Source organism: Streptococcus mitis (genome assembly GCF_946188685.1).
GTDB lineage: Bacteria > Bacillota > Bacilli > Lactobacillales > Streptococcaceae > Streptococcus > Streptococcus mitis_CC.
The window spans coordinates 22,782-48,140 of record NZ_CAMHWH010000011.1; the positions used below are offsets into that span (position 1 = coordinate 22,782).

The following is a 25,359-nucleotide window of genomic DNA, read 5'->3' on the forward strand; positions in this document are numbered from 1 at the left end:
TTACTATTGTCTAAACACCAAGTGAACACCAAAACTACCATGCAATGGAAAAACCTCTGATTTGATTCTCACTTGATTTCACAATCTTTATATCAAACTGTGGATGGTATTTGACAATATCTTTTTTGATTTTTAATAGTAAATTTGAAACAATATTTTTAGGTGAGTAACGTGGACTAAGATGTAACAAGTCTTTGAACTCATCAACACTTAATTCTACTTTATTGCTATTATCACTAGTTTCAATGAATTTTTCAATCATTCTGGAATATTTACAGGTATAACTTTTCAATTCTTCAAAATGGAAATTGTTATTTTCTACAAATTGATTTAAGGCTTTTACAGTATTTTCTTGTGAATGATTTATATTATGTGTATAGCCCATTGTTGTCTCAAAGTTAGCGTGTCCTACTCTAGTCATAATATCTTTCACTGCTATGTGCATCTCATTACTTTGAAGGTAACTAATATGCATATGCCTAAACGAATGGGGAGTAACATGTTTTACCCACTTAAAACCATAGTCACTTAAACAATTTGTCAATAATTTTCCTTCTATTCGTTTCAAAATTTGACGAAAAGTGCTTGATGTTATTGGAGAGCCATATTCTGTTCTAAATACACTTTCAGAATGTGTAAAAGCAGGACAGGGATGTTTCTCCATATAAGCATCAAACTCTTTATTTCTCTGTATTGTCCTTTTAATAGCTTCGCTTGCAGCTTCAGGCAAAGCTACTTCTCTAATTGAATTGAGTGTTTTAGTTGTATCAAAATGAAATTGTTCAACTTTTAAACAATGATATTGAAGTGCCTTATCAATATGCAAGATTCCTTTTTCAAAATCAATATCTGATGGTAAAAATGCTGCTTCACTAATTCGAATACCTGTAAGCAACAATACTATAGCAAGATCATAATAGTTTGCATTTCTGCATTGGCGTAACACATCAAAAAATGCATGTAATTCATGGATTTCTAGAAATTTAGAATCATGTCTTTCTTTTGCTTTACGCCTTTTCTCTAGTGAAATATCTAGTTTTACCGCAGTCATTGGAGAAAACTTAATGACATTATATAACACACCATGATTAAAAATCTTATTACAAGTACTTTTTATATGAGTCATTGTTGAAGGCGATGCATCATATATTTCTAAATATTTATTGAGACTATTTTTCATCAGAAGTGGAGTAATCCTGTCTAACAAAAAATCATCTCCTATAATTTTCCCAAGACGCTTCATAACCAGTAGTTCTCTCTGAATTGTTTGTGGTTTAACAGAGACACACCAAGTCTGAAACCAATTTTCTTTTAACTCTCCAAATGTTGTAATCAGTTCAGGGCTAAACTGACTTTCAAATGAAGTAGTTAGTCTATCTATTTTATCAAGAACCTCTCTTTCAGCTTGTTTCCTCGCCCTACTAGTATTCTTAGTATAACTTACAGTTACTGATTTCCACTTTCCTGTTAGTGGATCTTTGTACTTTTCAACCACTTGATATAAGGGTTGCCCTTTTGAATTTTTTTTAGTTACATAATACATAATTTAATTCCTCTTAACTCTTTAAAAGAAATAAATCATTGTTGTATAGAATAAATAACTACCCTATATTATACCATGACTTCCTTATTTTGTCCGCTTTTGCTTCCATCTTAAGAAACTTTCAAATCCTTCTAGATTAATGAAAACAAGTTTATGGGTTGGGTTAATTACATACATGGAAAATGTTCTATTTTCTCGCATTTCTTTAATCCATCTGTTCAATGTATATTGATTTAAACCATCCCATCTTTTTAGAATTCCTTTTTTATCGGCCCATTCTGCAATGGAATTTTCGACAGATATATATTTTATATTCATGACATCATCCTTCCTAAAAAATATTTTTACCTCCATGGCATGACTGATGAAGTCATCATAAGAATTTCACTTACTGCTCTTTTACGGTGGCAGCCTGAACGGTCAGAAGTATCATTGTATATCATTTGTATCATGGCATATAAAGTATCGCTCTATTTTATTGATGGTTTTAATGTCGCTCTTATCATGGCGAGCCATTCAAAACTGCTCCACAAATGAGGAAAGTACCATTTTGGACTATTCAATTGTCAAAGAACAAATAAAAAATCTCCTCATTTTCACACTCTATGAAATTGAGGAGATTATTTTCTAAAGCGAATTTTATCAGGAAAATCTGTCAATCCCAATAGATAGTCTGTACTGACATCGTAAAAGTTTGAGAGAGTTACCAATACATCTGCTGTTAACGTATGCTCACCCCGTTCAATTTTAGCATAAGCTGAGTTTGTAAACGAAAGTATTTCAGCTATTTGTTTTTGGGTCAAGTCGTGATCTTCCCTCAAATCTCTCAAACGTCTGTACATCTAGCTTTCTCCTGAGAAAAGTATAATATATAAAACTAAGAAATCATTCAAAGTGTCCAAATTGGACATTTTGAACTAAAATTAATTTATTAAACACTTCTAATAAGCATATCTATTAACCGTCTGAGAGAAAAGATTTTATCAACTATTTAAAATTACTGACTTCAAAAATTAGTATTATTGTAAAATAAAGTGAAACACAAAAGACATGTTTATCTGATATATTATAGTCTTAAAAATATTACAAAATTATAGGAAAATGTTCACAAATAAATCATACAATCATTTCTCTGAAGCTGAACAATACCAAATTTTAGTTTTATTTAAACAAAGGAAAAAACTGCTTGAGTTGACTCAAACAGCTTGAAAGGATTAAATACTATGTTACACTTTATTCTACAAATGGGCTTTAGAATTTTTTTAACATTAGTAGAATAAAGAAAAATAGATAAGTCATCATAGGAACAATATATTTGCGAGGATGTTTCCATAGTTCCTTCTTTATGTTCCATTTTTTAATATACCAATACTTTTCTAAAAATAGATATAACGCACTCTCAAATAAAGTAAATATCCCTACCCATACTAAAAATATTATACTGTGTGAACTAGTAATATAGACAATTGCAATTAGAAAATTTATAAAAAGATAATAGTATAATAAACACCTTAGATACATATTGTAAAAAATATAAGATTTAGGTAGTGATCGCAAATGTATTCTTAATTGTGGCTCGCTAGAAATTAAACTAGTAAGAGGTGTATTAGTAGATGCTACAGTGAAAAGTAATGGAATTTTTAAGTTTTCAGGTATTTTTTGAAAATATAATATTAAAATAAATAATACTGAGGCGACAGTATTAAAATAAAAATATCTCTCTTTTACCAAATTTGAAACAAAATAATTTTTAAACTTTAAAAAATGATTTGTATTTGAAAAATCATCTAAATACAAAAAATTATCATCTCTTAAAATAAAAATCCACTCAATAGCAATCATGAACAAAAGCAAATAAATTGATTTCAGTAAGAGAAACAATGATAGTGAAATAAAAATATAAAGTAATAATAAAAGCTTAGTCACTTTATTTTTTAAAGTTCCAAAACACCTAACTAATCTAAAGCTACTCATAATAACAAAGAGGGAAGATAAAATAGGTAGTATCAAATTTATTAATTTTGCTTCACTAAAAAGAATGATTAACAATGACAATCTTTCGATTAGATTAGATGCAAATGACACAAATATAAATTGGATATAAAATTTTGTGTTAGAAATAGGAAGTTGATAGTATGCCTGGATTCTTTCTGATTTGAAATAAGATAAAAGTAGTTGCCAAGTACTTACTAAGGTAATTAGTGTTGCAGAAAATAGAAGATAGTTCGCATTGTTATGAGAAGGTATTAAATGTCGTATGAGTAAAACTAGTATTAAAGAGAATCCCAAAAAATAAAATCTTTTCCGTGAAAACAAATCTCTACATATGGATATCCATAACATTACAGATTTCCTCCTTATTTCCTGATGGACTCTAACCATTCAGACACATTTCCTTGGAATAAGTTTATGTGAGCATTTTCTAGAATATAAAGATAATCACAAACTCTTACGACACTCTCTGCAAAATGAGTACTTAACAGAACTGTACCATATTGCTTATACTCCAGTAACATCTTATATAAAAATTCCGTGGACTCGAAGTCTAAACCGTCAAACGGTTCATCTAAAATCAATAAAGGTCTTCTAAGATATAATCCTACTATCAAGAAAACTTTCTTTTTATTACCAGTAGAAAGGTCTCTGATCTCTTTTTGGCAATACTCTTCAAATTTAAATCCGTTAACTAAAAATTCCAATCTTTTTCTTTCTATCGAACAATTATAAAGTTGACAGACCATTTCCAAATATTGCAAAAAAGTCCAGTTTAAAAAGCTTTCACTTTCTGTAAAGACTGTATACTTATTTTGTCTATAAAATTCTGAACTCAGCTGGACTTCTTTATCGAAAAACTTAAAATATTCCAGAGTAAAAACATTATTGTTAAATACACTACTTAAAGTTTTAATAAACGTTGTTTTCCCAGCACCGTTCTTTCCAATCAAACCATAGACTTTGTTTTGATTTAAAATTAAATCAATGTTATCTAATATTTTACTATTCTTAACATATGCAAAATTCAATTTTTTTAGTTCTAATAGAGTTGTCAAATTATCTCACTCCTTTATACAGATATACTCCACCCACTATCATAAAAGCAACTGCATAAAGAAATTCTTTCATGAAAACAAACATAAATGCACCTACAAAAAAGCAAATAGCAATTGCGAGTCTAAGTTTTTTGTTCATTGTTTAATTTCCTTTCTAAGATTATTGGTACAAGGTAGCTAAAAAGTAATAAACATGTGCAAACTATAGAAAATATATTTTTATCAAACACAATATAATAAGTTAATACCATTGGAAATATTATTGCTGAGAAATAATTAGTATTGAACTTTGTTAATCTACTAGAGATAAATGAAATAATTGCCAAAAAAACAAATGTTATCAAGTCTAATACACTAACACCCATAAGAAGGAAAGTCAATATAATTAAAACATATTTATATTTAATAACCAGCAACTTATATTTTATAATTAGATAAGAAAAAGAAAATATAAGTATTAAAAAATTTAAGAAGTAATTTTTATAATATAAATTGATGAATGATGACGAAAAAGAAAAAGTGTTAAAATACATTATCAATGTGTACATCAGAATATTAGCATTTATCAGATAAATTAGATACTCAATTTGTTTATAGTTAGTTAAAGCAGATCTTGTAGATAAGATAGATAGTAGTACCTTTATATATTTCTGTTCACATAGAATTAATATCCCTCCTAACACTATAAAATCTCTGATTGTTATTTTAAATTCTAAATTGCAGTAACTATTAACTATATTTCTTAATGCTAATAGAACTAGGTTGATTAGAAATAGAATTGTTGCTTTTTTTTCATTTTTCTAAAACCTCCCAATTAAATTCTCTCCAAAAGTCTAATATATCAAGATTAAAACCAAAAAGATCAAATAAATAAATTGTCTGTTCTATAAATAATTGAGTATTAGTAAGTAGTAGCTGGTATCGCTTTAAGACATTATCTTTATTTTTTAGCATAAAATCAAAGACTTCGTAATCATCAAATGTGATCTCATAATTTTCTTTTGCCTCGTTGATATTAAAACAAAAACTTTCATTCGTTAATTTAAACACTTTTAAAATGGTTAACAACACTTTATAATCATAAAAATCTTTGAGTTGAATAGTATTAGAATCCTTCCAAATTATCGAATTTTTTTTTATATTAATAGTGGGATTTTTCATATATTTGCCGTTGTTTTTTGAGGAAAAATGAAATCGAATTTTTTTATAATTCATCTGATGCATCATGTTTTTTAAAACTATTAAATCAAAGGCTTCAATAGTTCTAAGACTTCCTAAAACAATATCAACGTCTGGTGTACTATCCGAATATAATTTTCTTTCTTCGTAAATAGTCTTTTTTTCGATCAAGAAGTCCTGTTCATTAAAATTTAAATCAAATATTAACTTATTGGTATTAACTGTCGATTCTGTATATATCAAAATAAATGTAATTCGATTCTTATTCGTTAGAGCGTTAAAAATATTCATTTTACTTTCATAATCATCAAACCACGACTTATTAGCTCTAACCCATAGATGTTCTAAAAGGTGTAAATATCCTTCCCTAATTGAACCATTAAAATTAAAAATTATTCTTTCAATAGTAACTTCTCCTAAATCTGAAACTGGTTTAATAAAAAACGTACAATCTTTCTCCATTAACTTCCTCCTTATTATGCTTTTAAACACACTATTCTCCTGCTATTAAAGATTTTCACAATATCTTCGAATTTTATTTTATCGATTATTTCTAACAAAGTTGATACATTTGCATCAATTTTCAATAGCTGAAAAGGTAATAAGTAATGGTCTATTTGATATAAAGTTGTTGAAAATATTATTTCTTTCTTCAATCGACATTTAGCAAGTTCGAACTCGCCCTCAGTTAACTGAACATTGGTATACATGGTATCTAATCTAGAAATTTTATCTTCTGAATAACTTGTTATTAGTCCGATATAAACAACATTCAAATCTTCATGAAACTTTGATACAGTTGTGTAACAAAGTCCTTGATTTCTAATCTCTGTTAAAACGCTATTTTGTGATTTAAAAATTTCTTCTAATAACTTAGCTGACAGCATATCTCCCAATTCTTTTATCTCTATATTATCACATAGGAAACCGACATACGTTAATTCTCCTTCTTTAATTATAATATTTTCTGTAGTTTCTAATTTAACTCTAGAATATTTTTTAACACTATAATTTTCCCATTTTAAAAAATTTTTTAAAAAGTATCCTAAGGACTCTTTTGTAGGAATAGAAGCATTTGCAGTTACTCCGTAGCAAGATATTGTACAATTAATGTTATCATCTTTTACCACCTTGTAAAGTTCAATTTCTTTATTATATAAAAAATCTAACATATCATAAATTTTATCTTCAGAAATACGATACATTGATTTTATATAAATAATTTCTGTCATTCTCCCATTACAACCGAGAGCAAAAATTGAAATTATTATTCCGTTTTCGATTCCAAATTTTATTAAATCATCCTTAAGTAACTTATGAATTTCTCTTAGTTTTTGTTTAATAAATAAATTAGGAATAGGTCTATAATATTTATAAGAAAAAAGATAATTACTCAATAACCTTCCCTCCCTTATATTGTTCCATAAACTTCTCTAATTTATTATAAGTTATCCAAGAACAATATTGTTCTGGTGCTTTATCTACATTACTTTCCAGTCCTTTCATGTAGCATCCAAAACAATTACTGTAATTTGGACAAGATTTAGAACAACCGTTTTCATCACTAGGGGGATAGATATTGCTAATTTTTTGATAAACATCATCAGAAAAAATTTCCTCCATACTACCATCGTTTATATTTTTGAAAATCTTATTCTTAGGAAAGATAGGACAAGGTCTTAAATTACCATCTGCACCAATTAAAATAGTATTTGTTCCAGCACCACAATTAGAAGAAGATTTTAGATAATCCTCCGATTCGATAATTGGAATTAATGCTCTATACTTAAATACCGTCTCACTCAAATAACGTGAGTACTCTTTTGAAAATTTCGTACTACTATTTTTATTGAAGTCCGTACCTCTGCCAAAATTTTCTACAAAATTATAAACAAAAAGTTCCGCTCCTAACTCAATTGCAAGCTCAGCAAGTTTATCAACCTCCCACATATTTTCATCAAAAATAGAAGAAGCTACTCGTACATGTATTCCCGCTTCTGTCAGACGCCTAATATTTTTACAAGTACTCCTAAATGAGCCTCGCATACCTCTAAACTTATCATGTAATTCCTCTCTAACACTGTCTAAAGAAATACTCATAACTAATTTATCTTTATTTTTCTCTAATAACGACAAGCTACTTTTCTTGAGTATTGTTCCGTTTGTTAATAAGGCTACTCTACTAAACTCATTAAATGCCAACTCTAGTATTTTGTCTGCATCCTTATTCATAAATACTTCTCCACCAGTGATTTCAATACTCAAAACGTTACTCGCTTTTAGTTTTTTCACAAGAGACTTGAAACCCTCGTAATCAATTGCAGTTGTTTTGTTACAGGATGCATTTAAATAGCAATGAGCACAATATAAATTACATTTTTCAGTAATCTCAACTGTTACATGTAAAGGAGAAATAAGTCTTGAATTTCCATAAATATATAATGGCAAATTTGCAATCTCTGGGCTCTCTTTAATTGCAATGGCTCCTTTTTTCATCATCTCATTTAAAAATGTCTCAATCCAATTTCGATCATCTTCTACTAAGTTGTAAGTATCAATAAAGTTTTCAATAAATTCCTCCATATTTTGCTTGCCGTTGATAGCTTCTAGAAGTAATTTTCCTGTTTTATTAACTGTAAAATAGTCAAATTGTTTCCGTTTATTCGCATCGATTTTCTCAACGATTACATTATAGTCCCCTTTAGTTTGATATATTGTAACTTGATTATCCAACACTAAATACATTTTTATCCTCTTTCAATCAAAAAATAAGCAGTAGGTCATTATATATTAGATATTTAATTTATAATTAGCAATTATCCAAATGCAGTAAATACAGCAGATACTCCTGCAATTTCAAAATCAGGAATTGGACCGTCAGCTAAACAAACAGCACCAATCGCGCAGACACTACATCCTTTGTTATTTACAACAGTTGCTTTTTCAATTTTTACAGACGGGTTGTCAATCTTATTGTTCTTAATCATGATTAATCCTCCTTGATTATAAAAACTATTAGACCTACTGCCTAATGTTATTATATCACTAGCAGTTGGTCTAATAGTTTTTATCCCTAATTTGCAATTAGTTACTATTAAGTACTCTTTCAATATATTTTTCCCATCTATCTACTAAACTCATGCTATCCAAGGTTTTCAGAAAGCCAATACACTTTCTCATCTCTAAAATATTACTCAATTCATTTGTCATTTTAAAATTGTAACAACTATCTATGAGGTGAAAAACTAATCTTTCATATAATTCTGTTTCATCAAAAAATAACTGGACTAATTGTTCTCTATAATAAGATGCATCAACTATATTATTTCTTTCTACGCTGAGGCTAAAAGCATTAAATAACATGCTGGTAATTAATCTTCTATGGGTCGGTAAATGTTTATAAAAATCAGTTCTCCTCACCATTTCCTTCGTTAATATCATAATACTTGATTGGCAAAAAATTTCCATTGTGGAGGAAAATAGCTCTAATTCATATTCACCCCAGATATCTATGCTGAATAAATAGTCTGATATAAAATCAATTTCTTCAGAAGTCACAATATTATCTTTCTCAATTTCTTGGAGCTTTAACTTAATCAAAATTATTGTTAATTTCTTACTTAGTTTCTCCTCTTCCTTTTCTATACAATTAATTAGGAGTCTTCTCAAGGCTGGGCTGTTGTTCTTATAAAAATAATTATTTATCTTATCAATTACCTCGAAATTACTCATCTTATGAAAACCACGCCCTAAATACATAAACTCTTCTAAAGATACGTCCAGTGTCTTTAAAACTGAAAGTAATTTACTAAGAGTAATATCTGTATATCCATTTTCAAATCGAGATAACTGAGAGGTAGAAATCTCATCATTAGCAATATTGTAAAGAGAGAGGCCCTTAGCTTCTCGAATTTTTTTTAAGATTTGTCCTAAATTTTTCATTGCTTCCTCTCCTTGTTGCAGATTAGGGATGATTTCATTATAAGTAAGCCAATTAGTTTTCAAATATTCTAGATTTTAGTAAAACTAAAATAGTATTTCTGTTGTTATTATACAATGAAAGTAAATACGTTACTCATAAAAATATGTTTCATGTGACAGCAATCAGTGAAATATAACAGTTTTCATTTCATTTATTAGTCGATAAAAGCTTGTCTTTTTCCTACTTTTGTTCCTAATATACCTTTATTAGATAAATACCTGCAAGTTACCAATCTGAACGCTGAGAAATATATTCTTGTAGTGTCTTACTTGAGATTCGTAACTGTTTTTCTAATTCTCACTATCGGAACTAACTTTGCAATAAGCAACAACCATTTTTAGGTGTCTTCTATGTCTCTTAGACGAACTAAATAACCAGCTTTTATTATTTGTGATAATAACTTCTTGCATAATAGATATCCTCTAAGAATTACGTATAAGATTAGTAAGAATCAACCTCCGACTATAATGATAATATCCATAATCAATAACAATATTGATGTAAATTTTAAAAGTTTTTTCATACTGAACCTCCCTTTATTTTTTTATTTATTGTATAATAAATAAAAAATCCTTGTAATTTTGTTGGGAATATGGGAAAAATGAAATCAAAACTTGGTATAACACTCAGAAAAATTCGAAAAGGGAAGAAAATAAGTTTAAGTTCAATTGCTGATAGTAATTTATCTAAATCTCAAATCTCTAGATTTGAACGTGGAGAATCAGAAATCTCTTGTATTAGATTAATCAATATTTTAGATAAATTACATATAACTTTGGATGAATTTATTATTCTTCATGACAATAATTCTACTAGAACTGGATCATTCGCTAACTTGGTGCAATATATTCGAAAACACTACTCCTCAAAAAATTTTGCTAGTATTATTGAATTACTATCAAACTCTTCAAGTTTTAACTTGGGTCCTTATGAAAAGACAATGGTAAAATCGATTCTCTATACCACAAATAAAAATTTTCTCCCCTCGGACGAGGAATTATTACAGCTTACAGATTATCTTTTTAAAGTTGAAAACTGGGGTTACTATGAAATTATCTTATTAGGTAACTGTGTAAGAACAATTAATTATAACTCCTTTTTCCTATTAACTATAGAAATGTTAAAAAATTATCTCTATTCAACTTTGAACAAGACAAATAAACGGCTTGTTACACAATTAGCAATCAATTGCCTAATTGTTAGTGTTGATAAAGAAGAATTTCAAAATTGTAGTTTTCTTATCAAAGAAGTAAAAAAATTATTAAACAATGAATTAAACTATTATGAACAAACCGTCTTCTTATATACGTGTGGGTATTTTGAATTTAAGCGTAATCCTGCGAACGGAATCGAAAAGATGAAACAAGCACTTCAGGTATTTGAAATTCTAGGAGAACACAATATAAAAGCACAGTACCAAGAGCACTATGACAAATATATTAATCAATAACACAAGGATAGTTAATCTTTAACCAGCATAGGATTAATTATTGTTATTCCAATAGTATTTCTGTACTAAATTTTTTATCAAAACCCTTATCATTCAGTACTTTTACAAACATTTCTAGATTTTTTACTAATTCCTCATACTCATAAAGATAATGATCCAACTCCTCTTGAAACACTCTTATTTCTTCGGTTACTTGTTCTACTGTAATTGATTCTGTCAAATTTAGTTTCGAAAAGTCATATCTTGCAAGCTTTCGACTGCTCACATCCTCACTCTTTAAATTGATAAGCACTTCCGCCATCTTATTTAAGTTGGCGATTTTTTCATTAATTTGATTTAGTTTTATATCTATCTCTGCTATTTCTTTTACTAACTCGTCTTTAATGTCTTGGTATTTCTTATCTGCTTCAGTTAATTCAATGAAGAGGTTAATCTCAGTAATCTTTTCCTGTAGACTCTTAACTGTAGGTCTTCTGTATGGTATTACTCGACTATCGTTGGTTAGCTGTCTTATCAATGTTCGTCCTTTGACATACTGATTCTTATCCGAATGTTCTTTGTTATATACAAAGTATGAAGTTGTCTCACGTATAAAGATTTTATATTTTGTTTGATTATCTTCTTCAAAAATATCTAATTGATAATTGGGAATGAAAATGAGACCACTCTGCTTAATACCAAAAGACACTTTGATATAAATGCCCTCATCAACTAGCTTATCTATTTGGTTCTCTGCAAGTTCCACTTCAAATTCACGAACGGTATCTCGTTTTTCCGTAAATGTCTCAAAGGCTTCCTCGATCTCTTGAGTGGATACCTTATCCTTATCTCGTTCTTCTTGGAAAGCAGGGTACTGTTCCTGTAAATTCACTAATCCTTCTGAAGCAATGACTTCCTTATTTTTAAAATAATCTTGAAAAAATTTGACATCATATAATTTCTTATCACTTATTTTTTGATGACCCAAACTTATCTTTTGATTCTCTTCTTCCAGGATAAAAGTTACATTTTTTTGTTTTAAGTCAATGGTTAGATTCAATTCTTTTACTTTTGTTATTAACTCTTCTAAAGAATTGACACGGTTCAACAAAAATTCTAAACGACTTTCAATCTCTTGCTTAGCAAAATGCGTTCTAAAAAATTCTTCATCATATAGATCTCGTTTGCTGAGTTGGCGTCCTCGAATTGGTTTTATCATCGTTCTATCTGTCATCAAAAAACGGCTATGCTTTTGACTAAAATCAATCTGAACATGCAACTGCTTTGCTTTCTCTAAAAAATCATCAAACGATTTAGATTGCTGCAGCAAAAAATAAAGACGTTGTTTCAATTCAAACTTATGACTAGATTCCCTATATTTTTTATAATCTCGATAGGAATAACGTTTCTCAATAATTTTTGCACCAGCTACTTTAGAAATACGGTCTGAAATCATACGAAAATTTCTTTCTATAGCATAGTTCCATATCAACTTTTTATCTGAATTGCGGTCAATAGCGTTGATTAGGATGTGATTATGAACATGATTTTTGTCTGTGTGAGTTGCCACGATAAAACGAAAACGTCCTCCTGTTAATTCCATCATGGTCTCATAACCAATGCGATTAATTTCTTCAGGTGTCAGATTATCTTCAGGAGAAAATGATTGAATGAGGTGATGAGCATGAATAGTTTGTTGGTGTTTTTCTTGTCGGTCGTTTCTGGATTCGTACAACTTGTCATTATTGGTGAAGTTGACATTGTACATCTCTACCATTTCTGCATGACTAGGGAAGTCCAAGTAATTGCTCATTCCAAAATCAGATACCAATTTCAAATCATCTGTTTTATAGGGATTGAGGATATACTTAATCAAACGCCTACGATATTTTTTACCATGTGTCGCAAAATGTTTAGTGACTACCATAAAACTCCTTCAATTTTTTCACTTCCACTTGAAATTCTCTATCCACTTCCTTAATTAACTCTCCGACTCCTTTACTCAATTCTTGTAATTGGTCCTGAGAAATCAAATGGCTTTGATTAATCGCACGCGCAATTTGATTGATGTTATTTCCAATCCGTCTCAATTCAAACACTAACTGTTCATAGGTATCCGTGTTAATTGTGACAAAAGCCATATTGGGATTAAGTAACACTTTTCTGGCATAGACTGAGAAATTTTGACAATTGCTCTTAGCAATCCGTTCATTCAATTGGTGTAATTCTGGATCAGTTAGAAATACTTTTTTGAGATTGGTACGATAGCGATAAACCATTACATCCTCCTAACCCATATATTTTTCACGGAACTCACGACTGAGTGGCTGCACTTGATTCACTTCTGCAATCAATTCTTGAACGCAAGTCAATAAGATTGAGACGTGCTCTTGAGTCACTTGATGATTTTCTCTTGCGACAACCAGAACTTCATACACATCTCGACTAATCTGTTCAAACTTTTGAGACTGCCAAAGGGAGAACCAACTTTCAAAAATTCTATCCTGATAATTCTTTTTCAATAAATTTTGACGAAGAAATTCTGAGAAACTATCCACTTTTTGTTCCCTCATCATTTCTTTTATCTGTTTTTCTTCTTGTCTCGTGATTCTAAATTGCTTACGGATTAACTTAATTTCTTGTCCCATCTTACCATCCTTTCAACATTACACTTGTCTGACAATGTAAGGCTGCCTCACATTGTCAGTACGATTCCTAAAGACCTCAGTCTCTCCTTGTTCGGTCTTTGCGAGCTCAGATATTGTGTCCACAATATCCCAAAAATCATATCGCCAGCTGACTAAAACCTTCCAGTTTTGACAGCTAACGATAAGATAACTTGGTGACTCTGCCCCCAAACCCCCAGAGAAAAATCTTAGTTGGATTTTTTAAAGTTGAAAAAAGTATATCAGAGGAAATTTGGAAAAGTTATCACAGGAGAATGAGAGGATGAAAAAAGAGCCTTTCGGCTCTTAAAAAGTTGAACTTATCTCAATAGCAGAATTATCTACAAGGATTGTTTATTACATCCTCTTAGCTATATTGAACTCATCTAATCGTTCTCTTTTGTCTTTGGCATTCTGTATATATTGACTATAATTTTCTTTGAAATCGCTCAAACTTACTAAAGAAATATAAGAATCGTGCTCATCATCATAAAGATCATTACATGGATTTTTCTTATAAGCCGACTTAATATTTAGCATGTTCTTTCTAGCTAAATTATCAAAATATTTCAAAGACCTACACGACTTAGTCTGCTGACAATGTTGACAATAATGAGTACTATCATCTAGTACCTTATATTTAGCTTCATCAGTATAAACAGCTATCACACCATTTGTTCTGTTATTTTTTCTATCCTCTAAAGAATACCTTAGTTCATCATAAAGCCAATCATCATAATTTCCAAGCCAATTCTTTCTATAAGAAACAGCCTCTGGAGTTAATAATACAATTGTAACCGATGTATCTTTTAACTTCTCATATAGATATTCCTGAATAATGTTCTCACTCATTTGACTTCTATCAACATCTTCTGATCTATTAATTACCTCAGTAGATTCATCAAATAAATCAACTAGTTCATCTTTAATCTCTTTTCCATCACTAAAACGGAACGAAATAAATATTTTGGTTGCCATTATCGTACCTCATTGACAATTTTATCAATCGTGGAAAAAACTTTAGTGAAATCCTTTTCAGTCTCCAAAGTTTCCCAGTAATTATCTAAATAACTATATTCTCCTGATTGTTTCATCTCATCAAAAATTTCTTTTGCAGCAAATCCAGTAGAGGCAATCGGAATGATTATCTTTCCTTTTTCTTTAGCTATTTGAAATTCCTCCATCATGCCTGAAGCAAGTTCTACCTTACCTTCAACTAGCTTGTTACCAAATATAAATATACACACCCCTGATTCACTAATCATTTGTTCACGGTTCTCGGTCCAACGTTCTTTTAACGATTTCTCTCCATTAGCATTTTGTGGAAAAGGAAACAAACCAAGGTGTTCAGCCACATGTCTATATTTAGTTTTATAAATTTGATCCAGCGCACCGTTAATAACACTGCTTCCTATCCCCAGTCCAAACCCTGATATTATTTTATAATCTTTTGAAATAAGAAAACTAGATAAATCATAGCAGTATTGATTTACCTTTTCTTCACTCCAATTCTCATTATAATCTGATATACTACCTGAAATGAAGATTGTATTTTTAAAATATTCTCTTTCAATTTCTAGTAATAATTGGGGAATCTCAGTATAATCATTTACCAAAACAGTCTCAATACCATATCGTTTTAAGTCTATTATTTTTAAACCTTGCTTTATTTTTGCATAGTCATACTCTTTTTTCGTTTTATAATCTTTTCTTAATACAGTTCTCTGAACACAATAATGTTCTCTTTTGTTATCTCCTAATAAAACATTCACCTTTCCTAAAATAGACTCTAGGTTTGGATCTTCAAAACTGAACCTTACAAATAAGAACGTTTTTGAGACTAAGTCCCCACGCAAGGCTGTAACAAATAACGAATTTTTCTCACCATATCTTTCATAATCATCTTTTGAAATAACTGCATCTTGAGGAGATCTTATATCACCGTGCATTTTATATACGATAGCATCACTATCATAAATATTAATAGCCAAATCATCTACTTTTCTTTTTATATCCCCCCTGCGATTATTTTTTTCCAATCCATTTTCTATGACCTCATCATAATTTGTTGTCCAATATGTAGAAATGGGAAGACGTGTTAATATATTCATAACATCTGTTTCTGCATCTGAACTAGAAAACTGATTAATTATTTCTTGATTCACAGTACCACGATTTCCCATTTTAGAATTGATATAGTATTGCGCCACTCCAATTAAATCTGTTTCTTTATCAATGTCCAAATTTATTTCTTCTGAGAATGGTCTTACCAATTCTTTCCAATTAACAAAACCGGCATCAACTGATGTCCCCGCACCAGCAAATACTGCAGCATTCCCTTCTTGAATAACTTCAGTATATTTTTTAATAAATAGCTCTTTTTCCATATTAACTACTCCTATTTTTCCAATCATTAAATATAATAGATGATTGTTTATCAACTTCAATTGTAATGTTTTCAGAAAGATGTAGCTCTGGATAAATAGAATAAAATTTGGGAATAATTGTTCTATCTATTTTTTCTGAAAAATAGATACATATTTTCTTTCCAATTGCATCTGCATATCCCAATTCCCAAGCACACCACTGAGAATTAAGTGTCTTACTTGAAAAGTACAAAACAAATACATCTGATTGTTTTATACGCTCTTTGATAATATCAACTGTTGAAGTATTACACCATTCTCGTTTCAAATCGTATTTATCATTAACCCAGTCAATATATACGACTTGGCCATTTTTGTTTAGTTTTTTATAAAAGGTTATTATTTTTTCTTCATCTTGAGAGTTATGTGAAAGAAAGATATCAAATTTTTTTATCTTTTCTAAATCATCAATGTATAACCTCTTCTTCAACTCTTCTGGTCCTTTCCTATTTGTTACTATTTCATTATCAATAAAATTTGTTTTTCCTTTCTTTTTTCTACTCAATCTAAACGGTAGAGATAAACTTTGAAAGTACGACTGAACTTCTTTTTTTAGCGATTGATTTCTTACATGACCATTTATTGCATAGAAAAAATTATGAACTTCCTTTGAATCATACTTCGAAAGTTCTCTAATGATTTCCAATCTTTCATGTAAATCATGTGTTTTAAAAAATCTTTTGCGATAATGTTCCAGATAAGAGGGATTTATTTCTTGTATATAATCTAATGATTTTTTTCTTTTTATAGTTTGCAGCTTTAATTTTGCTAAAGATTTTTTTCGAATTTCATCTGCCTGAGTTTTTCTCTCTTCAATACTCAAAATATTTTTTCTTACTCGTCTTCTTATATATTTAGATGTTTCAAGAATAAAATCATTAGTTTCTAAAGACATCCTTTTACTCTGAATTTTAACTAAATTCTTTTTAATAATACGTTTACCATACCAATAATTTCTTTCCTTTTCCAGCTTAGAAATTTTGTCAGGAAACATATAAGTAAATTTATCAACATAGTCCTTGTTAGAAAATTTCTCTGGCATAGTCTCTATGACCATATTATGAGCTGGTTTAAACTCTTTTTGTAGTTTTATGTAAAACTCATTATATTGTCTCATAACAATCCCCATATAAATAGTTCCCTCATAATAAATATTTGCAGTTTTATAGCTCCTATACGAAAATTATTACATATTTCCTTTTCTAATTTGATACTTTTCTGCAACAAAAGAAGCCAGTTGATAATCGTATCTTTCACTATCGTAATAGAAAAAATAAGGAGCCTGATAACCATAACCATACCACACGTTTAATCCTGTTTCCTCTTCCAATAATTGGAGTAGCTCATGTGAATATTGCTTACAAAACATTGAAGTCATTACTTTAAATTGATCTTCAAATATTATTCCTCTATTTTGAAACTCTGTAACAATCTCTTCAATTTCTTTGCCTATTATTTCTCTTAATTCTCTTAATTCCATAGTTTTCACCTATTCTTGCTATTTGATATTAACATAAAACATGACTGATTAAAATTTTCTCAATTTATTTTCCCCAGTCTCAACATTTACTTCTTACCTTACTCCACTCACCGAACAGAAACTCTTTGAGCTTGATACAATTGATAATTGTCTTTCTAGTTCGCTTTGTCTATGTAAGAGGATAGCTATTGGATTTTGGCTCATTCACTTTCCTTTCGTCAGTATGCAAATATTTCGACCTAAGGTACAGGAAAACTCATCCTCACTATAATCATATAAACTCATTAAGCTACCATTCACATTTCTGATGATTTTTTGCATGTACTCGATACCATCCAAGTAGCACCTGTAACGCTTAAGCTCTTCAAAAGTAGTCACTAGATAAATGTTGGTATTCACCATATCAGATAAGGCGCCACTCATTACAATCCAGTGATTGCTCTCATCATTAAAGACGAGGTTCTGGCTATCTTGATAACAATAGTGATGAGTTAGGAGATTTGTTCAACGTTTCTTAACAATCTCCTTTTTTAAAGTCAGTTTATAATCTTCTCACTGGATTTAATATTTTTTCTTTCCCAACAATATTCACATACGATACATTGAATTTTTGGCAGATTTTGTCTATTAATTCTGTTGAAATTATACTTGCTCCCTTTTCATAACTGCTAAGGCTATTGGTTGAAATGCCTACAATTCGTGCGAATTCTGGACGTGTCAGGTCATGTGCCTTCCGTATGAATTTTATATTGTTTCCAATCATGGCCTGCTTCTTTTACTCGATAATACTATTATAACATTTAGAAATTAAAAATCAGATTCTAAATCAATAGAACGTATAATTCTAAAATTAGAATTTTTCGTGATAATTCTATAAAATGTTGCTTTTCTAATAAATTTGTACTTGTTTTCTTCAAACTATACAAATATCACGTTGTTGTAAGTGTGTAATTGAATCAAAAGTATTAGATATAATTTCAAAACAGTGTTTTAATTTATAGTTGGCCAATATCATTTAATTTTAACTAAAAAATCATTATACAAATCAATCTACTAATAATGAATTTATGGTATACTAGTGATAATAAATTGTTATCGGTAGGAGAATGACATATGGATAATAAAACATGTTTTGTTGTTATGGGATTTGGTACAAAAAAGATTCCAAATACTAATATTGAAGTAGATTTAAATTTCGTCTATAACGAGCTTATTAAACCAACAATCATTTCAAAGAAGCTAACATCTGTTTATGGTCAAGAGCAATTCAGGGCTGATGAGGTATATACAACACAAAGTATAACAAAAACATTCATTGAGGGAATATTTAAGGCCGATATTGTAATAGCAGATATTACAACTTTGAATCAAAATGCAATCTATGAATTAGGATTACGTCATGCTATGAAACCCAAATCAACTATTATATTGTGTGATAATCATACTGCTCAAATAAATTTTTTTGATATCCAAGATTTACCTCAAATTAGATATGATTCTGATAAATTAAATGAGTATTCGGAATTTAAAAGAATACAGGAGTTACTATCAAGTTATATTGATAACGCAAAAAATTCTGATGACGACTTTATCGATAGTCCTGTTTTTCATTCAAATTTGTACCGTGTTATTAGCAATTCTTTAACATCTTCTCAAAGTAATACTACCACATCTAATTCACAACAATCATGGAGCGAATTAACTAAAGTAGCTAATGCTTTAAAAGATTCTCAACAATATGTAGAGGCTGAAATAATATATAAACAAATCTTAGATAGTGGATTTGTTGACGATGAAATAGTTGCGGGTTATCTTCTATCTTCATATAAAAAAGATGAAACAAATATCGATAACTTAAAAGATTCTCAACAAAAATTAATTCCATATCTTGATATAAAAACAACAACTTTTCATAAAATTTTAGGCATATATGGAGCAATTTATTTACGTATCTTCTATATTACTAAAAATAAAAATGATTTACTATCTGCAATTCACTACTATCGTCTAGGGATGAATTATGAAGATAATAATATTTATTGTGCCAGAAATTATTGTGCCAATTTATTAAAAATTGCAGATGTAGAGACAGACATAGAGGTTATAAAAGAGCATTACTATACTGCTAAATATACCGCAAAATATATCTTAGGGTCACTGTCTACTTTAGTTCGTAAATCTAGCGAATATGACGATATTTGGTTGAAATCTAATCAAGAAGAATTGTTATTTATTTCAGGTTTAATTTCCGACTTAAAAATTGATATTAGTGGACTGACTGATAGACAGTCTAAAACAATTCGAGAAGGTAGAGAGATATTAAAAAAAGATTTATCAAAAATACGCTTAGTGATAAAGGACTAGATTTTAATAAGTATGTTCCCCATCTTTTACAAATTTATATTTTTGTTCAACCATAGTTTTCCACTCTTGGAAGCTCTTTTGAAATTCATCTGAATGTAAATAGTGAAGGATTTCGTCTTTTGTGTTCAATTCGAATTCTGGGGCTGTAATTGAATATTCGCCTTGCTTTAAAATCCCTTCCTTTGTTATATTTTCTTGTGGAATTGTTAACATGGGAAGTCCAAAAGTGAGAGCTAAAATCCCTTCAATGTGACAATAAACACTAGTTATCCACTTGTTTTTTAAGTGGATTTCTTTTGATGCAAAAAAGTCAGGATTTATTTCTGCATCCTTTTTTCTAACTCCTTCATTAATAAATGTTTGACCAAATGCTAAAACAATAATACCATAGCTTCTTTGTATCATTTCCCGTAAAGAAGTCATCACTTCATATGGGGAGTATTCAGCCGCTTGTAATGTAACGCATTCAAAACCACTTTGCTTTAACAATTTTGTAAATTCCTTGATAAAAAAGCCTTGATGTTGAGTAAAAGGGTTTGGTCTACTCAGAAATATCTGTATTTTGTTTTCACTCATAGAAAGTTCTCCTACCGATAACAATTTATTATCACTATACAAAGCATCCAAATAGGTTTATAATAGCATGATTATTGATAAAGGAGATTTTTATGGATTATAAACTTATTTCTAATTACTTAGATTATTGCAAAACTCATAAGCGTTTGAGTTCACACACGATTCGCGCTTATAAGAATGATCTTATGCAATTTTATAACTCAGACTATGATAATGTCGAATCCTATATAGAACACTTGACACAATCTAACATAAAAACGAATACATTAAGAAGAAAAATTGCTTGTATGAAGGTGTTTTATAACTATCTAAAATACCAGAACATAATTGAAGAGAACCCCTTCAATCAATTGCGTTTTCAATTTAGAACTGAAAAAATATTGCCTAAAACGATTCCGTATGACATTCTGAAAAGTATTTTTTTATATTTAGAGCAGAGAGTAGTTCTATCTAAAACTGATTATCAAAAACAACACGCTGAAAGAAATCTACTAATTATTTCACTTTTACTTTCAACAGGCATCAGAATTTCTGAACTTTGCCACATTCATCTCAAAGATATTAATCTTTCCAATAAGACACTCCATATTATAGGAAAGGGTAAGAAAGAACGTATCCTATTTTTAGGAGATCAAAAAACATTCAATTTATTAGAAACATATATAAATAAAACAAGAAATGAATCCAATGATTTCTTGTTCCCAGGGAAACATTCACTTAAACCATTGTCAGAGCAAAGTGTACGTTTAGTAATAAAGAGAATCGTTGAACAAAATAACTTTTCTAGAACTATTACACCGCATATGTTTAGACATAGCTTTGCGACAATGCTTCTAGATAGTGATGTAGATATTCGATATATTCAACAAATTCTTGGACATAGTTCTATATCAATCACACAAATCTATACTCACGTATCTCATTCAAAACAAAAAGAAATACTTAGTTCTTTTAATCCCGTATCAGTAATTCATTCTGAAATCGAGTAAGAGACATTTCCAAAGTCTACAGTTCACTTCATCTTAAATTAATTTTTGTAGTTCGACTTTAGTTAATAGTTTTATACTCAACAAAAGCAAAAAACATATAAAACTTCACTTTGAATCAGCATTTATACTATATTCCGTATTAAGAACTCCATAATTGTTTTTCTAAAATACATCTTTCAAATATCCTTAAATATAATAAAAAGAGATGGGCAAAATCTCAATTCCTGAAGAAAATGGAGTAAATCTTCCCACAAGAAAACGCATAATTTCAAGTTTTTCAACACCTGAGACTATGCGTTTTTTGGTTCTAAAAAATTTTCGCCCACCTTAAAACAACTAACAAAAGTTATAAGTAGACTATATTTTAAAATTTGTGTTCTAACAACCATTTCAATTAGTTAAATCTTTAAATCTTTCTTCTCCAGATTTAAGCATATCATTTTCTACCTGACTCCACTCTCCAAATAGTAAATCATGAAGAACAGTTGCTGCTGAAGTTGTATTTTCTTTTGAATCATATACACAACTTCTATCTCGTTGGTAAATTTGAATTCTTTCAAAGATAGCTAGTTCTTCCAATTGTCGTGTATTATTAACTAGATGATTTACAATGAAATCATGATGTTCTTTTGGAGTTGCACGTGCTTGATTTGGATTGATAGCGTACAGTTCTTCGAATCGGATAAGAGTGCTCAGATAGGACAGCTTAGGCTTTGTCGCAATCAAGGCTAATTGTACTTCGTATCCCTTATTTTTCAAGAGTTGTGCTGTTTTCTTTGGAACATCAACTGTTCGTAAAGTTCCCTCTATCAAAAGATTGTATCCCAAATGACTCAATTCTCTTACTAAAGACTCCACCATTTTTCCTGCAAAATCCTTAGTATATTCAACACTATCTTTGCCATATTCTTGCTGAAGTTCTAAATAGTGTGGATGCTGAGAACGAAAACTATCGCCATCTATGATAACAATATTTCCTTGAAATTCTTTCTGTTTAATACGATGAATTGTAGTCTTGCCAGCACCACTTTGCCCTCCAAGCAAAATCACTACAGGTTGCTTACTGGACTTTTTTCCTCTTGTCAGAGAACGAAGATTCCGTGCTAAAGCATGTTTGAATTCACTATCAGTATAATATTGGATTTCCATTAAGCTACCATCCGCTTTTCAGATATCTCTAACATGCGTTCAATTCCATCCAAATAGCCGCTATACCTCTCTATTTCATCAAAAGTTTCTACTAAATAGATATTCGTATGAATCAAGTCAGATAGATCATCACTCATTAAAATCCAAGGATTAGATTCATCATCAACGCTAATTCCCTGACTATCTTGATAGCGATAGAGTCGAGAAAGTAGATTAGCACCTCTTTCTTTCACAATTTCAATTTTTAAAGTCAATTCATAATCTTCAACAGGATTAAGCATTTTATCTTCTCCTACAATATCGACATAAGATACATTAAACTTCTGACAAATGATGTCAATTAATTCCGTAGAGACTGAACTCGTTCCATTTTCATACCGGCTCAAGCTATTTCGAGAAATTCCTACAATTCGGGCAAAGTCGTCTTGTGTTAAGTCATGTGTTTTACGTAAGGATTTTATGTTCTTTCCAATCATGGCAAACTCCTTTATTTTTATAATTCAATTATAGCATAAAAAAGCATAATGCACCAAAATTGGTGCATTTTTTGTTGTTTTTCTAGCCTAAACTTTACTTCTAAAAAAGCCACCTTAAAGAGTAATTCCTTTTTCGGTGGCTTTTCAAAATACTATACAATAAAATACTCTTGTTTAATTTTTGTAAGCAGGTTGTTAGCAACCGAAGTTACACCAACATGCATCAGTTCAGGATCAGAATAATCTAGATTACGAGCATAGCCTTCTGCAACAGTCTGAGCAATACGCTCATCCAATTTATAATTAGAGGCTTTTAATAGTGCTTGAAATAATTCTGAACTATATAGTTTAATATTATTTTCCAACGATACTACTGCCATTTTTGTAACTCCTCTCCTGTCTTTGATTGATAAACTTTCTCTATTTTCATTATATCACAAAAAGATTGGTTGTGAATGGATAATTGTTTAAAAGAATAGGGTTTTCTAAACTCAGCAAGCATTTCTTCTTTTGTAATTTCATTCTGACGAAAACGAGCTAAAGCTTGGGTTGGATTGTCATCAGTCTGAACACCATAGATAAAATCAAAATGGTGTTGTAATTCATCTGGATTTTCCCGATTTTGAACGACAAATTCCGCAAAATCTAAATCTGACTCTGACTTTTTATGTTTTGCAAAATAGTGACAATGATAGTCAGGGTTCTTAAAAATTTCTATAAAATTTGAAATACGAAATTCTACTATAATTCCTACTTCTTCTTCTGAGTCAAAAATATTATTATTAGAAGTGCTTCGATTTAATACTTCAACTTGCTTGTTAATAAATTTTCTAGCTTGTTCAAAGTCAGGTGTGATATAGAAACCAGGTCCAAAGTCTAGCTCACTTCCTAAATTAAATTTAACATCGATTCCTTTTTTTAAGGATTCTAAATGTCTCAATAATGTAGCATGAAACCACTGCGTCTGACCTAGTTGCTTTTCCTGCTTGGTAGTCAACTCCAAAATATTTACTTCCTTCTCTAGTCTATACTAAAAGTATAACACAAGACTTTATGCAAGTAAAAGAAAATTTTATAAAACCATTTATTTCATTCCATTTTTCCTAAATCTCTCTAAATTCTTCTCCAATTGTTCTTTATGAAGTTGGTTCTTAGCTTCCTTTAATGTGTCGTCCAAAGTTTCTTCTCTGTAAGTTGCTTCTGTTTTTAGTTGTTGTGATTCTTGGTTTGGAGTGAAAATGATATCTAGCAGTCGATCTATTTTTTCAAGATCTTGGACAGACATATCAGATAGTCTATGAATCAGCTTTTTAAATACATCACTATTGTCGTGATTTTTCTTAAAAAATGTTGTAAACATCTATAACCTCTCAAAAAAAGCAGCCTATCAGGACTGCTTAGTGTAATTCGGAAATCGCATCGTAAATGGACTGCAATTTCTTATTGTCTTTATTCTTTGTGTCAATCAACGTATGTAGCTCTTCAATTTTCTTTTGACTACTTTGAATATCGCTATTGTTATCCGCAATCAGTCTTTTAAGATGTTGCTGATAACTTGTAGTGATATCTGTCTCTTTTCCTGTTCTAACCTCTGTAACTTTGGGTTTAGAACTAGAATTTGATTCCGTCACAGGTGCTTGTTTGCGCTTTTGAAAAGCTGCTTCATAATTTACATCATTACCTCCTTGATGATTTCCAAATAAGGCCGCAATTTTATCTGGATCTTCTTGATTTTCTGATTTACTTTCTAATGGTTGATTAAAATTCCAATCTTTTGTCATTCACTCATTTCATCCTTTCTAAATTCAGAATCATCGAATTGTCTTTCTTTACCAAAGGCATGATCAAGAGCTTCTTCAAAACTCATGTGACTGATGCTTTGACGCCTTTTGAACGTCGCAAACATCGCTGTCTCCAGTTGCTCTTTGTAAGCAGCTAGTTTTTCTGTCTCTCTTGCTACCTTACTTTCTTGCCTAGTGACCTTTTCTTCTAAGCGTTCAATAATGGTCATATACTATCCTCCTTCATTCTAATATTAGCTAAAACATCT

At 30.0% G+C, this 25,359-nt stretch carries 27 protein-coding genes and 1 pseudogene; 3 read left to right on the forward strand and 25 right to left on the reverse strand.

Annotated elements, in window-relative coordinates; translation table 11 throughout:
- Positions 1 to 34: 34 nt before the first annotated feature.
- The 9 genes from N8N51_RS09250 to N8N51_RS09290 form a co-directional block, all read right to left on the reverse strand.
- Complete coding sequence (locus N8N51_RS09250) at positions 35 to 1,543, reverse strand: tyrosine-type recombinase/integrase (RefSeq protein ID WP_261104063.1); 1,509 nt, start codon at positions 1,541 to 1,543, stop codon at positions 35 to 37.
- Positions 1,544 to 1,627: 84 nt separating this feature from the next.
- Positions 1,628 to 1,861 carry a hypothetical protein gene (locus N8N51_RS09255; protein ID WP_001022845.1) on the reverse strand — a complete coding sequence of 78 codons (234 nt, stop codon included), beginning with the start codon at positions 1,859 to 1,861 and terminating at the stop codon, positions 1,628 to 1,630.
- 302 nt (positions 1,862 to 2,163) lie between these two features.
- Complete coding sequence (locus N8N51_RS09260) at positions 2,164 to 2,385, reverse strand: helix-turn-helix domain-containing protein (RefSeq protein ID WP_048789078.1); 222 nt, start codon at positions 2,383 to 2,385, stop codon at positions 2,164 to 2,166.
- Between the two features lie 1,515 nt (positions 2,386 to 3,900).
- The gene (locus N8N51_RS09265) at positions 3,901 to 4,593 is read right to left on the reverse strand and encodes an ATP-binding cassette domain-containing protein (RefSeq protein WP_125417220.1); all 693 of its coding nucleotides are present in this window, start codon (positions 4,591 to 4,593) and stop codon (positions 3,901 to 3,903) included.
- A 792-nt stretch (positions 4,594 to 5,385) separates the two neighbouring features.
- Positions 5,386 to 6,234, reverse strand: a complete 849-nt coding sequence (locus N8N51_RS09270; RefSeq protein WP_261104065.1) for a peptidase M16 family protein — start codon at positions 6,232 to 6,234, stop codon at positions 5,386 to 5,388.
- A gap of 14 nt (positions 6,235 to 6,248) precedes the next feature.
- On the reverse strand, positions 6,249 to 7,169 hold the full coding sequence (locus tag N8N51_RS09275; RefSeq protein WP_261104067.1) for a hypothetical protein: 921 nt from the start codon (positions 7,167 to 7,169) through the stop codon (positions 6,249 to 6,251).
- Positions 7,162 to 8,517: a radical SAM protein gene (locus tag N8N51_RS09280; RefSeq protein ID WP_261104068.1), complete on the reverse strand. Its 1,356-nt coding sequence runs from the start codon at positions 8,515 to 8,517 to the stop codon at positions 7,162 to 7,164. The genes N8N51_RS09275 and N8N51_RS09280 overlap by 8 nt, the downstream gene beginning before the upstream one ends.
- Positions 8,518 to 8,588: 71 nt before the next feature.
- On the reverse strand, positions 8,589 to 8,759 hold the full coding sequence (locus tag N8N51_RS09285) for a subtilosin A family bacteriocin (protein ID WP_023026921.1): 171 nt from the start codon (positions 8,757 to 8,759) through the stop codon (positions 8,589 to 8,591).
- Positions 8,760 to 8,856: 97 nt separating this feature from the next.
- Positions 8,857 to 9,714, reverse strand: a complete 858-nt coding sequence (locus N8N51_RS09290; RefSeq protein ID WP_261104069.1) for a helix-turn-helix domain-containing protein — start codon at positions 9,712 to 9,714, stop codon at positions 8,857 to 8,859.
- Positions 9,715 to 10,355: 641 nt separating this feature from the next.
- Between N8N51_RS09290 and N8N51_RS09295 the strand changes: the two genes are divergently transcribed.
- Positions 10,356 to 11,204: a helix-turn-helix domain-containing protein gene (locus tag N8N51_RS09295; protein WP_261104070.1), complete on the forward strand. Its 849-nt coding sequence runs from the start codon at positions 10,356 to 10,358 to the stop codon at positions 11,202 to 11,204.
- Between the two features lie 43 nt (positions 11,205 to 11,247).
- Here N8N51_RS09295 and N8N51_RS09300 read toward each other — a convergent pair whose 3' ends face one another.
- From N8N51_RS09300 to N8N51_RS09335, 8 genes and pseudogenes are all read right to left on the reverse strand, one after another.
- On the reverse strand, positions 11,248 to 13,110 hold the full coding sequence (locus N8N51_RS09300; protein WP_261104071.1) for an SAG1250 family conjugative relaxase: 1,863 nt from the start codon (positions 13,108 to 13,110) through the stop codon (positions 11,248 to 11,250).
- A complete protein-coding gene (locus N8N51_RS09305) occupies positions 13,097 to 13,462 on the reverse strand; it encodes a MobC family plasmid mobilization relaxosome protein (RefSeq protein ID WP_048787829.1) in 366 nt (121 codons plus the stop codon). The genes N8N51_RS09300 and N8N51_RS09305 overlap by 14 nt, the downstream gene beginning before the upstream one ends.
- A 9-nt stretch (positions 13,463 to 13,471) precedes the next feature.
- Positions 13,472 to 13,831: an SAG1252 family conjugative relaxosome accessory protein gene (locus tag N8N51_RS09310; RefSeq protein WP_000529543.1), complete on the reverse strand. Its 360-nt coding sequence runs from the start codon at positions 13,829 to 13,831 to the stop codon at positions 13,472 to 13,474.
- A gap of 375 nt (positions 13,832 to 14,206) precedes the next feature.
- Positions 14,207 to 14,827 (reverse strand): TIR domain-containing protein, encoded by a 621-nt coding sequence (locus N8N51_RS09315; protein ID WP_070482328.1) that lies wholly within the window; start codon positions 14,825 to 14,827, stop codon positions 14,207 to 14,209.
- Positions 14,827 to 16,236 (reverse strand): SIR2 family protein, encoded by a 1,410-nt coding sequence (locus N8N51_RS09320; protein ID WP_261104073.1) that lies wholly within the window; start codon positions 16,234 to 16,236, stop codon positions 14,827 to 14,829. The genes N8N51_RS09315 and N8N51_RS09320 overlap by 1 nt, the downstream gene beginning before the upstream one ends.
- 1 nt (position 16,237) lies before the next feature.
- Positions 16,238 to 17,404, reverse strand: coding sequence for a toll/interleukin-1 receptor domain-containing protein (locus N8N51_RS09325; RefSeq protein WP_261104074.1), 1,167 nt, complete (start codon positions 17,402 to 17,404; stop codon positions 16,238 to 16,240).
- 57 nt (positions 17,405 to 17,461) lie between these two features.
- Positions 17,462 to 17,755 (reverse strand): hypothetical protein, encoded by a 294-nt coding sequence (locus tag N8N51_RS09330; RefSeq protein ID WP_076984621.1) that lies wholly within the window; start codon positions 17,753 to 17,755, stop codon positions 17,462 to 17,464.
- A 309-nt stretch (positions 17,756 to 18,064) separates the two neighbouring features.
- Positions 18,065 to 18,518: pseudogene (locus N8N51_RS09335) on the reverse strand (helix-turn-helix domain-containing protein); the annotation flags it as partial.
- 350 nt (positions 18,519 to 18,868) lie between these two features.
- Between N8N51_RS09335 and N8N51_RS09340 the strand changes: the two are divergent.
- Positions 18,869 to 20,119: a hypothetical protein gene (locus N8N51_RS09340; protein WP_261104075.1), complete on the forward strand. Its 1,251-nt coding sequence runs from the start codon at positions 18,869 to 18,871 to the stop codon at positions 20,117 to 20,119.
- A gap of 3 nt (positions 20,120 to 20,122) precedes the next feature.
- On the opposite strand, the gene N8N51_RS09345 is transcribed toward N8N51_RS09340, so the two are convergent.
- On the reverse strand, positions 20,123 to 20,695 hold the full coding sequence (locus N8N51_RS09345) for a hypothetical protein (RefSeq protein WP_261104076.1): 573 nt from the start codon (positions 20,693 to 20,695) through the stop codon (positions 20,123 to 20,125).
- Between the two features lie 92 nt (positions 20,696 to 20,787).
- Between N8N51_RS09345 and N8N51_RS09350 the strand changes: the two genes are divergently transcribed.
- Positions 20,788 to 21,684, forward strand: coding sequence for a tyrosine-type recombinase/integrase (locus N8N51_RS09350; RefSeq protein ID WP_153210192.1), 897 nt, complete (start codon positions 20,788 to 20,790; stop codon positions 21,682 to 21,684).
- Positions 21,685 to 22,074: 390 nt separating this feature from the next.
- Here the strand turns inward: N8N51_RS09350 and pezT are convergent, their stop codons facing one another.
- The 7 genes from pezT to N8N51_RS09385 form a co-directional block, all read right to left on the reverse strand.
- Positions 22,075 to 22,833 (reverse strand): type II toxin-antitoxin system toxin PezT, encoded by a 759-nt coding sequence (pezT, locus tag N8N51_RS09355; RefSeq protein ID WP_261104077.1) that lies wholly within the window; start codon positions 22,831 to 22,833, stop codon positions 22,075 to 22,077.
- Entirely contained in the window at positions 22,833 to 23,309 is a 477-nt protein-coding gene (pezA, locus tag N8N51_RS09360) for a type II toxin-antitoxin system antitoxin PezA (RefSeq protein ID WP_261029171.1), read from the reverse strand. The genes pezT and pezA overlap by 1 nt, the downstream gene beginning before the upstream one ends.
- Positions 23,310 to 23,461: 152 nt before the next feature.
- A complete protein-coding gene (locus N8N51_RS09365) occupies positions 23,462 to 23,689 on the reverse strand; it encodes a hypothetical protein (RefSeq protein WP_000301902.1) in 228 nt (75 codons plus the stop codon).
- On the reverse strand, positions 23,680 to 24,312 hold the full coding sequence (locus N8N51_RS09370; RefSeq protein ID WP_000424174.1) for a DUF3990 domain-containing protein: 633 nt from the start codon (positions 24,310 to 24,312) through the stop codon (positions 23,680 to 23,682). Before N8N51_RS09370 ends, N8N51_RS09365 begins: the two co-directional genes overlap by 10 nt.
- Positions 24,313 to 24,393: 81 nt before the next feature.
- A complete protein-coding gene (locus N8N51_RS09375) occupies positions 24,394 to 24,669 on the reverse strand; it encodes a hypothetical protein (protein WP_000495445.1) in 276 nt (91 codons plus the stop codon).
- 37 nt (positions 24,670 to 24,706) lie between these two features.
- Complete coding sequence (locus N8N51_RS09380) at positions 24,707 to 25,090, reverse strand: DUF5945 family protein (RefSeq protein WP_002933294.1); 384 nt, start codon at positions 25,088 to 25,090, stop codon at positions 24,707 to 24,709.
- Positions 25,087 to 25,320: a DUF5965 family protein gene (locus N8N51_RS09385; protein ID WP_000152419.1), complete on the reverse strand. Its 234-nt coding sequence runs from the start codon at positions 25,318 to 25,320 to the stop codon at positions 25,087 to 25,089. The genes N8N51_RS09380 and N8N51_RS09385 overlap by 4 nt, the downstream gene beginning before the upstream one ends.
- Between the last annotated feature and the right edge of the window lie 39 nt (positions 25,321 to 25,359).

Excerpts from the sequence above, each read along its gene's own strand:
- N8N51_RS09250 (WP_261104063.1), bottom strand. The coding sequence starts at position 1,543 with ATGTATTATGTAACTAAAAAAAATTCAAAAGGGCAACCCTTATATCAA.
- N8N51_RS09255 (WP_001022845.1), bottom strand. The coding sequence starts at position 1,861 with ATGAATATAAAATATATATCTGTCGAAAATTCCATTGCAGAATGGGCC.
- N8N51_RS09260 (WP_048789078.1), bottom strand. The coding sequence starts at position 2,385 with ATGTACAGACGTTTGAGAGATTTGAGGGAAGATCACGACTTGACCCAA.
- N8N51_RS09270 (WP_261104065.1), bottom strand. The coding sequence starts at position 6,234 with ATGGAGAAAGATTGTACGTTTTTTATTAAACCAGTTTCAGATTTAGGA.
- N8N51_RS09280 (WP_261104068.1), bottom strand. The coding sequence starts at position 8,517 with ATGTATTTAGTGTTGGATAATCAAGTTACAATATATCAAACTAAAGGG.
- N8N51_RS09285 (WP_023026921.1), bottom strand. The coding sequence starts at position 8,759 with ATGATTAAGAACAATAAGATTGACAACCCGTCTGTAAAAATTGAAAAA.
- N8N51_RS09290 (WP_261104069.1), bottom strand. The coding sequence starts at position 9,714 with ATGAAAAATTTAGGACAAATCTTAAAAAAAATTCGAGAAGCTAAGGGC.
- N8N51_RS09295 (WP_261104070.1), top strand. The coding sequence starts at position 10,356 with ATGAAATCAAAACTTGGTATAACACTCAGAAAAATTCGAAAAGGGAAG.
- N8N51_RS09300 (WP_261104071.1), bottom strand. The coding sequence starts at position 13,110 with ATGGTAGTCACTAAACATTTTGCGACACATGGTAAAAAATATCGTAGG.
- N8N51_RS09305 (WP_048787829.1), bottom strand. The coding sequence starts at position 13,462 with ATGGTTTATCGCTATCGTACCAATCTCAAAAAAGTATTTCTAACTGAT.
- N8N51_RS09310 (WP_000529543.1), bottom strand. The coding sequence starts at position 13,831 with ATGGGACAAGAAATTAAGTTAATCCGTAAGCAATTTAGAATCACGAGA.
- N8N51_RS09315 (WP_070482328.1), bottom strand. The coding sequence starts at position 14,827 with ATGGCAACCAAAATATTTATTTCGTTCCGTTTTAGTGATGGAAAAGAG.
- N8N51_RS09320 (WP_261104073.1), bottom strand. The coding sequence starts at position 16,236 with ATGGAAAAAGAGCTATTTATTAAAAAATATACTGAAGTTATTCAAGAA.
- N8N51_RS09325 (WP_261104074.1), bottom strand. The coding sequence starts at position 17,404 with ATGGGGATTGTTATGAGACAATATAATGAGTTTTACATAAAACTACAA.
- N8N51_RS09330 (WP_076984621.1), bottom strand. The coding sequence starts at position 17,755 with ATGGAATTAAGAGAATTAAGAGAAATAATAGGCAAAGAAATTGAAGAG.
- N8N51_RS09340 (WP_261104075.1), top strand. The coding sequence starts at position 18,869 with ATGGATAATAAAACATGTTTTGTTGTTATGGGATTTGGTACAAAAAAG.
- N8N51_RS09345 (WP_261104076.1), bottom strand. The coding sequence starts at position 20,695 with ATGAGTGAAAACAAAATACAGATATTTCTGAGTAGACCAAACCCTTTT.
- N8N51_RS09350 (WP_153210192.1), top strand. The coding sequence starts at position 20,788 with ATGGATTATAAACTTATTTCTAATTACTTAGATTATTGCAAAACTCAT.
- pezT (WP_261104077.1), bottom strand. The coding sequence starts at position 22,833 with ATGGAAATCCAATATTATACTGATAGTGAATTCAAACATGCTTTAGCA.
- pezA (WP_261029171.1), bottom strand. The coding sequence starts at position 23,309 with ATGATTGGAAAGAACATAAAATCCTTACGTAAAACACATGACTTAACA.
- N8N51_RS09365 (WP_000301902.1), bottom strand. The coding sequence starts at position 23,689 with ATGGCAGTAGTATCGTTGGAAAATAATATTAAACTATATAGTTCAGAA.
- N8N51_RS09375 (WP_000495445.1), bottom strand. The coding sequence starts at position 24,669 with ATGTTTACAACATTTTTTAAGAAAAATCACGACAATAGTGATGTATTT.
- N8N51_RS09380 (WP_002933294.1), bottom strand. The coding sequence starts at position 25,090 with ATGACAAAAGATTGGAATTTTAATCAACCATTAGAAAGTAAATCAGAA.
- N8N51_RS09385 (WP_000152419.1), bottom strand. The coding sequence starts at position 25,320 with ATGACCATTATTGAACGCTTAGAAGAAAAGGTCACTAGGCAAGAAAGT.